This window comes from Pseudomonas sp. MNR3A (assembly GCF_009650575.1).
Lineage (GTDB): Bacteria > Pseudomonadota > Gammaproteobacteria > Pseudomonadales > Pseudomonadaceae > Aquipseudomonas > Aquipseudomonas machongensis.
Map to the genome: position 1 here is coordinate 1 of NZ_VZZS01000042.1, position 11859 is coordinate 11859.

An 11859-nucleotide genomic window follows, 5' to 3' on the forward strand; every position below is an offset into this window, starting at 1 on the left:
ACTGTCACCCTGATCAAGACCATCGCAATGGAAGACGGTCTGCGCTTCGCCATCCGTGAAGGCGGTCGTACCGTCGGCGCCGGCGTCGTAGCCAAAATCATCGAGTAATCACTCGACCGATTGAAAAAACCCCCGCTTAGCGGGGGTTTTTTTTATTGGGTTGACACTAAATAGGGGCGTCTATAGAATCACGCCTCCTTTTAGCGGGCGTAGTGCGTCCGTTGGGAACAGCCTGGAGTCTGAAATCCAATGCAAAATCAGCAAATCCGTATCAGGTTGAAGGCTTTCGACCATCGCCTGATCGACCAATCCACCCAGGAAATCGTGGAAACCGCGAAACGTACTGGTGCACAAGTGCGTGGTCCAATTCCATTGCCTACCCGCAAAGAGCGTTTCACCGTTCTGGTCTCCCCGCACGTCAACAAAGACGCGCGTGACCAGTACGAGATTCGCACTCATAAGCGCGTTCTGGACATCGTCCAGCCAACGGATAAAACCGTTGATGCGCTGATGAAGCTTGATCTCGCGGCAGGTGTGGAAGTGCAGATCAGCCTCGGCTAAGACTTCGGTCTGAGTCGTGTAACGCTCTGAAATGGGCGGCCATAGCGGGTGAAAGCCCCGTACACTCATGAGGTTTACAACATGACTATTGGTGTAGTCGGTCGCAAGTGCGGTATGACCCGCATTTTCACCGAAGAAGGTGTCTCCATTCCGGTCACGGTCATCGAGATCGAGCCGAATCGTGTCACCCAGTTCAAAACTGAAGAAACCGATGGCTACCGTGCAGTGCAAGTCACTGTCGGCGAGCGTCGTGCTTCGCGCGTGACTGCCGCTCAGGCAGGTCACTTCGCCAAGGCTAACGTTGCCGCTGGTCGCGGTGTTTGGGAGTTCCGTCTTGAAGAAGGCGATTTCCAGGCTGGCGATCTGATCAAAGCTGAACTCTTCACTGCAGGCCAGCTGGTAGACGTAACCGGTCAGTCCAAAGGTAAAGGCTTCGCCGGTACCATCAAGCGTTGGAACTTCCGTGGTCAGGACAACACCCACGGTAACTCCGTATCGCACCGTGTCCCTGGCTCCATCGGCCAGTGCCAGACTCCTGGTCGTGTATTCAAGGGCAAGAAGATGTCCGGTCACATGGGCGCTGAGCGCGTGACTGTACAGTCCCTGGAAGTAGTACGCGTAGACGCTGAACGCAACCTGCTGCTGATCAAGGGTGCCGTTCCAGGCGCTACTGGCGGCGACGTGGTTGTGCGTCCGGCTGTCAAGGCTCGCGGTTAAGGGGAAACTGACATGCAACTCAATGTAAATGACGCTCAGGCGATCGAAGTTTCCGAACTGACTTTCGGTGGCGAATTCAACGAGACGCTGGTACACCAAGCAGTCGTGGCCTACATGGCCGGCGGCCGTCAGGGCACCAAGCAGCAGAAGACCCGCTCTGACGTAGCCGGTGGCGGTAAGCGCCCATGGCGTCAGAAGGGTACTGGCCGTGCTCGTGCCGGTACCACTCGTGGTCCGATCTGGCGTGGCGGTGGTGTCACCTTCGCAGCTCGCCCTCAGGATCACTCGCAGAAGCTCAACAAGAAGATGTACCGCGCAGCACTGCGCTCCATCCTCTCCGAGCTGGTGCGTAGCGATCGTCTGGTCGTGGTTCAGGACTTCGCTGTCGAAGCGCCGAAAACCAAAGACCTGCTGAACAAGCTGAACGGCATGGGCCTGAACGACGTACTGATCGTTTCGGACGCAGTTGATCAGAATCTGTACCTGGCTGCTCGTAACCTGCCGCACGTCGACGTACGTGACGTCCAGGGTTCCGACCCGGTCAGCCTGATCGCCTACGAGAAAGTGTTGATCACTGTCTCCGCCGTGAAGAAATTCGAGGAGCTGCTGGGATGAACCAGGAACGCGTATTCAAAGTCCTCCTTGGCCCGCACGTTTCCGAGAAGGCTACCGTTCTGGCTGAGAAAAAAGGCCAGTTCGTATTCAAGGTTGCTACCGATGCAACCAAGCTGGAAATCAAGAAAGCTGTCGAAGGCCTGTTCAACGTAAAAGTTGAAAACGTGTCGACTGTCAACGTCCTGGGTAAAACCAAGCGTACCGCACGTGGTCTGGGCAAGCGTAATGACTGGAAGAAGGCGATCGTCTCCCTTCAGCCAGGCCAAGATCTCGATTTCAGCAGCAGTGCTGAGTAAGGAAGGGGTGCATCATGGCAATCGTTAAATGCAAACCGACTTCCCCTGGCCGCCGTTTCGTGGTCAAGGTGGTCAACAAGGAGCTGCACAAAGGCGCTCCTCACGCACCGCTGCTCGAGAAGAAATCGAAGTCTGGTGGTCGTAACAACAATGGCCGCATTACCACTCGTCACGTTGGTGGTGGTCACAAGCAGCATTACCGTCTGGTCGACTTCCGTCGCAACGACAAAGATGGCATTCCAGCCACTGTCGAGCGCGTGGAATACGATCCAAACCGTACTGCTCACATCGCCCTGCTGTGCTACGCAGACGGCGAGCGTCGCTACATCATCGCCCCTAAAGGCGTGAGCGCTGGCGACCAGCTGATCGCAGGTGCCCTGGCCCCAATCAAGGCCGGTAACTCCCTGCAACTGCGCAACATCCCGGTAGGTAGCACCATTCACGGCATCGAACTGAAGCCGGGTAAAGGTGCACAGATCGCTCGTTCCGCTGGTGCTTCGGCTCAGCTGATCGCTCGTGAAGGTGCCTACGTGACTCTGCGTCTGCGCTCCGGTGAGATGCGCAAAGTACTGGCTGAATGCCGTGCGACCCTGGGTGAAGTCTCGAACTCCGAGCACAGCCTGCGTTCGCTGGGTAAAGCTGGTGCCAAACGCTGGCGCGGCGTTCGCCCAACCGTTCGTGGTGTTGCCATGAACCCGGTTGACCACCCACATGGTGGTGGTGAAGGTCGTACCTCCGGTGGTCGTCATCCGGTATCGCCATGGGGCTTCCCAACCAAGGGTGCGAAAACCCGTGGTAATAAGCGTACCGACAACATGATCGTCCGTCGTCGCAAGTAACTAGAGGGATACGACAGTGCCACGTTCTCTGAAAAAAGGTCCTTTTATCGATCTTCACCTGCTGAAGAAGATCGAAGTGGCGGTGGAGAAGAACGATCGCAAGCCAGTGAAAACCTGGTCGCGCCGCTCGATGATCCTGCCACAAATGGTCGGTCTGACCATCGCGGTACACAACGGTCGCCAACACGTCCCAGTTCTCGTGAACGAAGACATGGTCGGCCACAAACTGGGCGAGTTCGCCGGTACCCGCACCTATCGCGGGCACGTGGCTGACAAGAAAGCCAAGCGTTAAGGGGTAAGGAAATGGAAGTAGCCGCTAAGTTGTCGGGCGCTCGAATCTCCGCCCAGAAAGCCCGCTTGGTCGCCGACCAGATCCGCGGGAAGAAGGTGGGCGAAGCGCTCAACCTGTTGGCCTTCAGCAGCAAAAAAGCCGCTGAAATCATGAAGAAAGTCCTCGAGTCGGCCGTTGCCAACGCCGAACACAACGAAGGCGCAGACGTTGATGACCTGAAGGTCAGCACCGTTTTCGTCAACGAAGGGCGTTCGCTGAAGCGCATCATGCCGCGAGCCAAAGGCCGCGCTGATCGCATCGTCAAGCGGTCTTGCCATATCACTGTCAAGGTTGCGGACAAGTAACGGAGTCGATCAGATGGGTCAGAAAGTACATCCCACTGGCATTCGCCTGGGAATCGTCAAGGAGCACACCTCCGTCTGGTACGCAGACGGTGCTACTTACGCAGATTACCTGTTGAAGGATCTGAAAACGCGTGAGTACCTCCAAGACAAACTAAAAAGCGCGTCCGTAAGCCGTATCGATATTCATCGTCCGGCTCAAACTGCACGCATCACCATCCACACCGCTCGTCCCGGTATCGTTATCGGCAAGAAGGGTGAGGATGTAGAGAAGCTGCGTCAGGACCTGACCAAGCAGATGGGTGTGCCTGTGCACATCAACATCGAAGAGATCCGCAAGCCGGAACTCGACGCCATGCTGGTTGCGCAAAGCGTTGCCCAGCAGCTGGAGCGCCGCGTTATGTTCCGTCGCGCCATGAAGCGCGCCGTACAAAACGCCATGCGTATTGGTGCCAAAGGCATCAAGATCCAGGTGAGCGGTCGTCTCGGCGGTGCCGAGATCGCCCGTACTGAGTGGTATCGCGAAGGTCGTGTGCCTCTGCACACCCTGCGTGCCGATATCGACTACAACACCTACGAAGCTCACACCACCTATGGTGTGATCGGTGTGAAGGTTTGGATCTTCAAAGGCGAAGTAATTGGTGGTCGCCAGGAAGAGCTGAAGCCGCAAGCACCAGCGCCTCGTAAAAAAGCTGCTAAGTAAGGGGTACGCCAAATGTTGCAACCAAAGCGTACAAAATTCCGCAAGCAGATGACCGGCCACAACCGTGGTCTGGCTCTGCGCGGTAGCAAGGTCAGCTTCGGCGAGTTCGCTCTGAAAGCTGTCGCTCGCGGTCGTCTCACCGCCCGCCAGATCGAGTCGGCGCGTCGTGCGCTGACCCGTCACGTAAAACGTGGCGGCAAGATCTGGATCCGTGTATTCCCGGACAAGCCGGTTACCAAGAAGCCTCTCGAGGTTCGTATGGGTAAAGGTAAGGGTTCCGTGGAGTACTGGGTTGCCCAGATCCAGCCAGGCAAAGTCCTGTACGAGATCGAGGGTGTTTCTGAAGAGCTGGCGCGCGAAGCTTTCGCCCTGGCTGCTGCAAAGCTGCCTCTCGCCACCTCCTTTGTTAAGCGGACGGTGATGTGATGAAAGCGAATGAACTTCGTGAAAAATCGGCACAGCAACTGAATGAGCAACTGCTCGGCTTGCTGCGCGACCAGTTCAATCTGCGTATGCAGAAAGCAACTGGCCAGTTGGGGCAGTCGCACCTGCTCTCGCAAGTTAAGCGTGACATCGCTCGCGTGAAAACTGTGCTCAACCAGCAGGCAGGTAAGTGATCATGGCTGAAGCTGAAAAAACCGTCCGTACGCTGACTGGCCGTGTCGTCAGCGACAAAATGGACAAGACCATCACCGTTCTGATCGAGCGTCGCGTTAAGCACCCGATCTACGGTAAATACGTTAAGCGTTCGACTAAGCTGCACGCGCACGACGAAACCAACCAGTGCAAGATCGGCGACAAGGTTTCGATTACCGAAACTCGTCCGCTGGCCAAGACCAAGTCCTGGGCACTGGTTGAAGTCCTCGAACGCGCTGTTGAAGTCTAAGGGCTAGGGGTCGGAGAAATTTTATGATTCAGACTCAATCCATGCTCGATGTGGCCGATAACAGCGGCGCTCGTCGCGTCATGTGCATCAAGGTGCTCGGCGGTTCGCACCGCCGTTACGCCGGCATCGGTGACATCATCAAAGTTACCGTCAAGGAAGCGATTCCTCGCGGTAAGGTCAAGAAAGGCCAGGTGATGACCGCTGTTGTCGTCCGTACCCGTCACGGTGTACGTCGCGCTGACGGTTCCATCATTCGTTTCGACGGCAACGCTGCTGTTCTGCTGAACAACAAGCAAGAGCCGATCGGTACCCGCATCTTCGGGCCAGTGACCCGTGAACTTCGTAACGAGAAGTTCATGAAGATCGTCTCGCTCGCCCCTGAAGTGCTGTAAGGAGATCCGACATGCAAAAGATTCGTCGTGACGACGAGATCATCGTGATCGCCGGCAAAGACAAGGGTAAGCGCGGTAAGGTGCTGAAGGTTCTCGCTGATGACCGTCTGGTCATCGGTGGTGTCAACCTGGTCAAGCGTCATACCAAGCCGAACCCGATGGCAGGCGTTCAGGGCGGTATCGTCGAGAAAGAAGCGCCTCTGCACGCTTCCAACGTTGCCATCTTCAATGGCGAAACCAACAAGGCTGACCGCGTTGGTTTCAAAGTAGAAGACGGTAAGAAAATTCGTGTCTTCAAGTCGACCCAAAAAGCGGTTGATGCTTGAACACTGCTAGGTAGAAGACCATGGCACGACTGAAAGAGATTTACCGGAACGAAATCGCTCCCAAGCTTAAGGAAGAACTTAAGCTGTCGAACGTGATGGAAGTTCCGCGCGTTACCAAGATCACCCTGAACATGGGTCTGGGCGAAGCGATCGGCGACAAGAAAGTCATCGAGCATGCAGTTGCCGACCTGGAAAAGATCACCGGTCAAAAGCCGGTCGTGACTTTCGCTCGTAAATCCATCGCGGGCTTCAAAGTCCGTGAAGGCTGGCCGATCGGCGTCAAGGTGACCCTGCGTAGCGACAAGATGTACGAATTCCTGGACCGCCTGCTGGCGATCTCCCTGCCTCGGGTTCGCGACTTCCGCGGCCTGAATGCCAAGTCCTTCGATGGTCGTGGCAACTACAGCATGGGCGTGAAAGAGCAGATCATCTTCCCGGAAATCGACTACGACAAGATCGATGCTCTGCGCGGTTTGGACATCACCCTGACCACCACTGCTCGTTCGGACGACGAAGGCCGCGCTCTGCTGCGTGCATTCAAGTTCCCGTTCCGCAACTGATTGGAGTAGGAAAATGGCCAAGAAGAGCATGAAAAACCGCGAGCTGAAGCGTCAGCTCACGGTAGCCAAGTACGCCAAAAAGCGTGCCGAGCTGAAAGCGACCATCGTCAACCTGAACGCCTCTCCAGAAGAGCGTTTCGCTGCCGTTGTCGCTCTGCAGAAGCAGCCTCGTGATGCCAGCGCTTCGCGTCTGCGCAACCGTTGCCGCCTGACCGGTCGTCCTCACGGTGTTTACCGTAAGTTCGGCCTGGGCCGTAACATGCTGCGTCAAGCTGCAATGCGCGGTGACGTACCAGGTCTGGTCAAGGCCTCCTGGTAATCGCTGCAGGTGTGATCCCGGCGTAGGGGGAGCAATCTTCCGACCGCCGGTGACATCGCCAACAAACAAGCCCCCTCGTGGGGCTTGTTTCGTTTCTGTCTTGTGTCTAGAATGACCGGCTCACCTGAGCCTGGGTTTTTTGCCCGGGGCGGTCAGGTGGTTGTGATAGCCGCAAGGCTAATAATTCTTGTATCAGGAGCATCTAGCCCATGAGTATGCAGGACCCGTTAGCGGACATGCTAACTCGCATCCGTAATGCCCAGATGGCTGAAAAGTCCGTCGTAAGCATGCCTTCCTCCACTCTGAAGGTCGCGGTTGCCAAAGTTCTGAAGGACGAAGGTTACATCGCTGGCTACCAGGTCAGTGGCGAAGCCAAGCCTTCCCTGTCGATCGAACTGAAGTACTTCGAAGGCCGTCCGGTCATCGAGGAACTGAAGCGCTCCAGCCGTCCAGGCCTGCGCCAGTACAAGTCCGTCTCCGACCTGCCGAAAGTACGTGGCGGTCTGGGCGTGTCTATCGTCTCCACCAACAAAGGTGTGATGACTGATCGCGCTGCGCGCGCTGCCGGTGTCGGTGGCGAAGTTCTGTGCACAGTGTTCTAAGGGGAGATAGGCATGTCTCGCGTCGCTAAGAACCCCGTTAAGCTGCCATCCGGTGTCGAAGTCAAATTCGCCGGCCAGCAGCTTTCGGTGAAGGGTGCCAAGGGCACTCTCGAACTGAACGTTCACTCGTCTGTTGAAGTTACCGAAGAGTCCGGCGAGCTGCGCTTCGTCGCTCGCAACGGTGACCAGCAAGCTCGTGCCATGGCCGGTACCACCCGTGCTCTGGTGAACAACATGGTCCAGGGCGTAAGCCAAGGCTTCGAGCGCAAGCTCCAGCTGGTCGGTGTTGGTTACAAGGCACAGGCCAAGGGCACCATCCTGAACCTGGCTCTGGGCTTCTCGCATCCAGTGGACTACGAACTGCCAGCCGGTATCACCGCTGAAACCCCAAGCCAGACCGACATCCTGATCAAGGGTATCGACAAGCAGCTGGTGGGTCAGGTGGCCGCTGAAATCCGCGACTTCCGTCCGCCAGAGCCTTACAAAGGCAAGGGTGTGCGTTACGCGGACGAAGTAGTCCGTCGTAAAGAAGCCAAGAAGAAGTAGGGCCTAGCAAATGACCGACAAAAAAGTTATTCGACTGCGTCGCGCTCGCAAAGCACGCCTGAAAATGCACGAGCTCGAAGCCGTGCGTCTGTGCGTGTTCCGCTCCTCGCAGCACATCTATGCCCAGGTCATTTCGGCCGACGGCAGCAAGGTTCTGGCAAGCGCCTCGACCTTGGACAAAGAACTGCGTGATGGCGCCACCGGCAACATCGACGCGGCCACTAAGGTTGGCAAGCTGGTAGCTGAGCGTGCGAAAGCCGCCGGTGTATCTCAAGTTGCCTTTGACCGTTCCGGCTTCAAGTACCATGGTCGCGTCAAGGCGCTGGCCGATGCTGCTCGTGAAGGCGGACTGGAGTTCTAAGTTATGGCAAATAACGATCAAAAGCGCGACGAAGGCTACATCGAGAAGCTGGTTCAAGTTAACCGCGTTGCTAAAACCGTTAAAGGCGGCCGTATCTTCACCTTCACCGCGCTGACCGTGGTAGGTGATGGCAAAGGTCGCGTCGGCTTCGGCCGTGGCAAATCGCGCGAAGTACCTGCCGCGATCCAGAAAGCCATGGAAGCCGCCCGTCGCAATATGATCCAGGTTGACCTGAAGGGCACCACCCTGCAGTACGCCACCAAGGCTGCCCACGGCGCCTCGAAGGTTTACATGCAGCCTGCTTCGGAAGGTACCGGTATCATCGCCGGCGGCGCAATGCGTGCTGTCCTGGAAGTTGCTGGTGTCCAGAACGTTCTGGCCAAGTGCTACGGTTCGACCAACCCAGTGAACGTGGTTTACGCCACCTTCAAGGGTCTGAAAGCCATGCAATCTCCTGAATCCATTGCTGCCAAGCGCGGCAAGAGCGTTGAGGAGATCTTCTGATCATGGCAACCGTAAAAGTAACGCTGATCAAGAGCACCGCCGGCCGCCTGCCTAACCACATCCTGTGCGTTAAAGGCCTGGGTCTGCGTCGCATCGGTCACACTGTAGAAGTCCAGGATACTCCCGAGAATCGCGGGATGATCAACAAGGCTTACTACATGCTGCGCGTCGAGGGTTAATCGATGAAACTCAATGATCTGAGTCCAGCGCCGGGTTCCCGTCGCGAGAAGCATCGTCCGGGTCGTGGTATCGGTAGCGGTTTGGGCAAGACTGGTGGCCGTGGTCACAAAGGTCAGACCTCCCGTTCCGGTGGCACCATCGCTCCGGGCTTCGAAGGCGGTCAACAGCCGCTGCACCGTCGTCTGCCGAAGTTCGGCTTCGTTTCCCTGAAAGCCATGGATCGCGCCGAAGTGCGTCTGTCCGAGCTGGCCAAGGTGGAAGGCGACGTGATCTCCGTACAGTCCCTGAAAGACGCCAACGTGATTGGCCAGCATGTACAGCGTGTGAAAATCATGCTGTCCGGCGAAGTCACTCGCGCAGTCACTATCAAGGGCATCGCCGTCACCAAAGGTGCGCGTGCGGCTATCGAAGCAGCTGGCGGCAAGTTCGAGGAATAAATGGCTAAGCAAGGTGCTCTCTCTTCGCTCGGTAAGGGCGGGATGTCGGAACTCTGGGCTCGTCTGCGCTTTCTGTTCATGGCGATCATCGTCTATCGGATCGGCGCACATATCCCGGTGCCTGGCATCAATCCAGACCGTCTGGCGGATCTGTTTCGACAGAATGAGGGGACCATTCTTAGCTTGTTCAACATGTTTTCCGGTGGTGCGCTGGAGCGCATGAGCATCTTTGCACTGGGGATCATGCCGTACATCTCGGCATCGATCATCATGCAGCTCATGACCGCAGTCAGCCCTCAGCTGGAGCAGTTGAAGAAGGAAGGTGAAGCTGGCCGTCGCAAGATCAGCCAGTACACCCGCTACGGCACCGTTATCCTGGCGCTGGTTCAAGCCATTGGCATGTCCATTGGCCTGGCCAACCAGGGCGTGGCGTTTTCTGCTGGCCTGGGCTTCCATGTCGTTGCCGTCTCCACCTTCGTGGCTGGCGCAATGTTCATGATGTGGCTCGGCGAGCAGATCACCGAGCGCGGTGTGGGCAACGGTATCTCGATGTTGATCTTCGCAGGTATCGTTGCCGGTCTTCCGAGAGCAATCGGGCAGTCTTTCGAGTCTGCGCGCACAGGCGATATCAACATCTTCGCCCTGGTCGCTATCGGTTTGCTTGCAGTAGCGATTATCGGTTTCGTGGTGTTCATTGAGCGTGGTCAGCGTCGTATCGCCGTTCACTACGCCAAGCGTCAGCAGGGCCGCAAGGTCTTCGCTGCGCAGACCAGCCACTTGCCGCTGAAAGTGAACATGGCGGGCGTCATTCCTGCCATTTTCGCGAGCAGCATCTTGCTGTTCCCGGCTTCGCTGGGTGCCTGGTTCGGTCAGTCCGAGGGTATGGGCTGGCTGCAGGACATCTCGCAGTCGATCGCTCCTGGTCAGCCGTTGAACATTCTGCTGTTTAGTGCAGGGATCATCTTCTTCTGCTTCTTCTACACAGCGTTGATGTTCAACCCGAAAGACGTAGCGGAAAACCTGAAGAAGTCCGGTGCCTTTATTCCGGGTATCCGTCCTGGTGAGCAGTCGGCGCGCTACATTGATGGCGTTCTGACTCGTTTGACCATGTTCGGTGCTCTTTACATGATGGCCGTCTGCCTTCTGCCCCAGTTCCTGGTGGTGGCAGCAAACGTGCCGTTCTACCTTGGCGGGACCTCGTTGCTGATTGTGGTAGTGGTTGTGATGGACTTCATGTCCCAAGTACAATCGCACCTCGTTTCGCACCAGTACGAATCCCTGATGAAGAAAGCCAACCTGAAAGGCTACGGTGGCAGCGGTCTGCTGCGCTGATAGACCCCTAAGGTTCGAGGAGTCGGTAATGAAAGTTCGTGCATCGGTGAAAAAGCTGTGCCGCAACTGCAAGATCATTCGTCGCGAAGGTATCGTGCGCGTGATCTGCAGCGCGGAACCGCGTCACAAGCAGCGCCAAGGCTGAGTGTGATCTGCGCTTCAAACCCAGCAGCTAGTGTGCTGCTGGGTTGATTATTCGTTTCTACAGCGATATTATCTCGCGCCCTATTTCTTGGCTTCCGGGGCGTAGGTAGCTGTCAATTGGAGTCCCACTGAATGGCCCGTATTGCAGGCGTCAACATTCCAGATAACAAGCATGCTGTTATCTCGCTGACCTACATCTATGGTGTCGGTCGCACAACTGCACAGAAAATCTGTGCAGACGCTGGTGTAAATCCAGCCGCTAAGATCAAGGATCTGAGCGACGAGCAAATCGAAACCCTGCGTGGCGAAGTCGCGAAGTTCACCACCGAAGGTGACCTGCGCCGTGACATCAACATGAAGATCAAGCGCTTGATGGACCTGGGTTGCTACCGCGGCCTGCGTCATCGTAAAGGTCTGCCGGTTCGCGGTCAGCGCACCAAGACCAACGCACGCACCCGTAAGGGCCCGCGTAAGCCGATCCGCAAGTAATCGCCCAGGAATATAGACATGGCAAAACCTGCTGCTCGTCCTCGTAAAAAAGTCAAAAAGACAGTGGTTGATGGCATCGCCCACATCCATGCGTCTTTCAACAACACCATCGTGACCATCACCGACCGTCAGGGCAACGCTTTGTCCTGGGCGACTTCCGGTGGTTCGGGTTTCCGTGGTTCGCGCAAATCCACCCCGTTCGCAGCTCAGATCGCTGCTGAGCGCGCTGGTCAAGCTGCGCTGGAATACGGTCTGAAGAACCTCGACGTGAACGTCAAGGGTCCAGGTCCAGGTCGTGAGTCCGCCGTTCGTGCACTGAACAGCTGCGGCTACAAGATCGCCAGCATCACCGACGTGACGCCAATCCCGCATAACGGGTGCCGTCCGCCGAAGAAGCGTCGCGTGTAATCAGGAGAC

General features: G+C 56.7%; 25 protein-coding genes and 1 pseudogene. All 26 read left to right on the forward strand.

Going from position 1 to position 11859, the window contains the following annotated elements:
- Window positions 1–108: pseudogene (locus tag F6X62_RS24545) on the forward strand (elongation factor Tu); the annotation flags it as partial.
- A 141-nt stretch (window positions 109–249) separates the two neighbouring features.
- Complete coding sequence (gene rpsJ / locus F6X62_RS24550) at window positions 250–561, forward strand: 30S ribosomal protein S10 (protein WP_003186070.1); 312 nt, start codon at window positions 250–252, stop codon at window positions 559–561.
- Window positions 562–642: 81 nt separating this feature from the next.
- Entirely contained in the window at window positions 643–1278 is a 636-nt protein-coding gene (gene rplC, locus F6X62_RS24555) for a 50S ribosomal protein L3 (RefSeq protein WP_054893562.1), read from the forward strand.
- Between the two features lie 12 nt (window positions 1279–1290).
- Window positions 1291–1893: a 50S ribosomal protein L4 gene (gene rplD, locus F6X62_RS24560; protein ID WP_009397517.1), complete on the forward strand. Its 603-nt coding sequence runs from the start codon at window positions 1291–1293 to the stop codon at window positions 1891–1893.
- Complete coding sequence (gene rplW / locus F6X62_RS24565; protein WP_003255484.1) at window positions 1890–2189, forward strand: 50S ribosomal protein L23; 300 nt, start codon at window positions 1890–1892, stop codon at window positions 2187–2189. Before rplD ends, rplW begins: the two co-directional genes overlap by 4 nt.
- A 14-nt stretch (window positions 2190–2203) precedes the next feature.
- A complete protein-coding gene (gene rplB / locus F6X62_RS24570) occupies window positions 2204–3028 on the forward strand; it encodes a 50S ribosomal protein L2 (RefSeq protein ID WP_029614573.1) in 825 nt (274 codons plus the stop codon).
- A gap of 16 nt (window positions 3029–3044) precedes the next feature.
- The gene (gene rpsS, locus F6X62_RS24575) at window positions 3045–3320 is read left to right on the forward strand and encodes a 30S ribosomal protein S19 (protein ID WP_010486981.1); all 276 of its coding nucleotides are present in this window, start codon (window positions 3045–3047) and stop codon (window positions 3318–3320) included.
- An 11-nt stretch (window positions 3321–3331) separates the two neighbouring features.
- Window positions 3332–3664 (forward strand): 50S ribosomal protein L22, encoded by a 333-nt coding sequence (rplV, locus tag F6X62_RS24580; protein WP_003103908.1) that lies wholly within the window; start codon window positions 3332–3334, stop codon window positions 3662–3664.
- 13 nt (window positions 3665–3677) lie between these two features.
- Window positions 3678–4364 carry a 30S ribosomal protein S3 gene (rpsC, locus tag F6X62_RS24585; protein ID WP_003255481.1) on the forward strand — a complete coding sequence of 229 codons (687 nt, stop codon included), beginning with the start codon at window positions 3678–3680 and terminating at the stop codon, window positions 4362–4364.
- Window positions 4365–4376: 12 nt separating this feature from the next.
- The gene (gene rplP / locus F6X62_RS24590) at window positions 4377–4790 is read left to right on the forward strand and encodes a 50S ribosomal protein L16 (RefSeq protein ID WP_009397508.1); all 414 of its coding nucleotides are present in this window, start codon (window positions 4377–4379) and stop codon (window positions 4788–4790) included.
- On the forward strand, window positions 4790–4981 hold the full coding sequence (rpmC, locus tag F6X62_RS24595) for a 50S ribosomal protein L29 (protein WP_002555481.1): 192 nt from the start codon (window positions 4790–4792) through the stop codon (window positions 4979–4981). The genes rplP and rpmC overlap by 1 nt, the downstream gene beginning before the upstream one ends.
- 2 nt (window positions 4982–4983) lie before the next feature.
- On the forward strand, window positions 4984–5250 hold the full coding sequence (gene rpsQ, locus F6X62_RS24600; protein WP_023534981.1) for a 30S ribosomal protein S17: 267 nt from the start codon (window positions 4984–4986) through the stop codon (window positions 5248–5250).
- 23 nt (window positions 5251–5273) lie between these two features.
- Complete coding sequence (gene rplN / locus F6X62_RS24605; RefSeq protein ID WP_011063774.1) at window positions 5274–5642, forward strand: 50S ribosomal protein L14; 369 nt, start codon at window positions 5274–5276, stop codon at window positions 5640–5642.
- Window positions 5643–5653: 11 nt separating this feature from the next.
- Window positions 5654–5968, forward strand: coding sequence for a 50S ribosomal protein L24 (rplX, locus tag F6X62_RS24610; protein ID WP_003255476.1), 315 nt, complete (start codon window positions 5654–5656; stop codon window positions 5966–5968).
- A 20-nt stretch (window positions 5969–5988) separates the two neighbouring features.
- Window positions 5989–6528 carry a 50S ribosomal protein L5 gene (rplE, locus tag F6X62_RS24615; RefSeq protein ID WP_003255474.1) on the forward strand — a complete coding sequence of 180 codons (540 nt, stop codon included), beginning with the start codon at window positions 5989–5991 and terminating at the stop codon, window positions 6526–6528.
- 13 nt (window positions 6529–6541) lie between these two features.
- Entirely contained in the window at window positions 6542–6847 is a 306-nt protein-coding gene (gene rpsN, locus F6X62_RS24620) for a 30S ribosomal protein S14 (RefSeq protein WP_013970638.1), read from the forward strand.
- Between the two features lie 209 nt (window positions 6848–7056).
- Window positions 7057–7449, forward strand: coding sequence for a 30S ribosomal protein S8 (gene rpsH / locus F6X62_RS24625; protein ID WP_023382627.1), 393 nt, complete (start codon window positions 7057–7059; stop codon window positions 7447–7449).
- 12 nt (window positions 7450–7461) lie between these two features.
- Window positions 7462–7995, forward strand: coding sequence for a 50S ribosomal protein L6 (rplF, locus tag F6X62_RS24630; protein ID WP_027594874.1), 534 nt, complete (start codon window positions 7462–7464; stop codon window positions 7993–7995).
- 10 nt (window positions 7996–8005) lie between these two features.
- Window positions 8006–8356, forward strand: a complete 351-nt coding sequence (gene rplR, locus F6X62_RS24635) for a 50S ribosomal protein L18 (RefSeq protein ID WP_023629183.1) — start codon at window positions 8006–8008, stop codon at window positions 8354–8356.
- A 3-nt stretch (window positions 8357–8359) separates the two neighbouring features.
- Window positions 8360–8860 (forward strand): 30S ribosomal protein S5, encoded by a 501-nt coding sequence (gene rpsE, locus F6X62_RS24640; RefSeq protein WP_003255465.1) that lies wholly within the window; start codon window positions 8360–8362, stop codon window positions 8858–8860.
- A 2-nt stretch (window positions 8861–8862) separates the two neighbouring features.
- On the forward strand, window positions 8863–9039 hold the full coding sequence (gene rpmD / locus F6X62_RS24645; RefSeq protein ID WP_029614570.1) for a 50S ribosomal protein L30: 177 nt from the start codon (window positions 8863–8865) through the stop codon (window positions 9037–9039).
- A 3-nt stretch (window positions 9040–9042) separates the two neighbouring features.
- On the forward strand, window positions 9043–9477 hold the full coding sequence (gene rplO / locus F6X62_RS24650) for a 50S ribosomal protein L15 (RefSeq protein WP_054893563.1): 435 nt from the start codon (window positions 9043–9045) through the stop codon (window positions 9475–9477).
- Window positions 9478–10809, forward strand: coding sequence for a preprotein translocase subunit SecY (gene secY / locus F6X62_RS24655; protein ID WP_003255459.1), 1332 nt, complete (start codon window positions 9478–9480; stop codon window positions 10807–10809). It abuts the gene before it with no gap.
- A gap of 28 nt (window positions 10810–10837) precedes the next feature.
- Window positions 10838–10954, forward strand: a complete 117-nt coding sequence (rpmJ, locus tag F6X62_RS24660) for a 50S ribosomal protein L36 (protein WP_011531897.1) — start codon at window positions 10838–10840, stop codon at window positions 10952–10954.
- A 131-nt stretch (window positions 10955–11085) separates the two neighbouring features.
- Window positions 11086–11442 carry a 30S ribosomal protein S13 gene (gene rpsM, locus F6X62_RS24665; protein ID WP_003257112.1) on the forward strand — a complete coding sequence of 119 codons (357 nt, stop codon included), beginning with the start codon at window positions 11086–11088 and terminating at the stop codon, window positions 11440–11442.
- A gap of 18 nt (window positions 11443–11460) precedes the next feature.
- Complete coding sequence (gene rpsK / locus F6X62_RS24670; RefSeq protein WP_003255454.1) at window positions 11461–11850, forward strand: 30S ribosomal protein S11; 390 nt, start codon at window positions 11461–11463, stop codon at window positions 11848–11850.
- Window positions 11851–11859 lie beyond the last annotated feature (9 nt).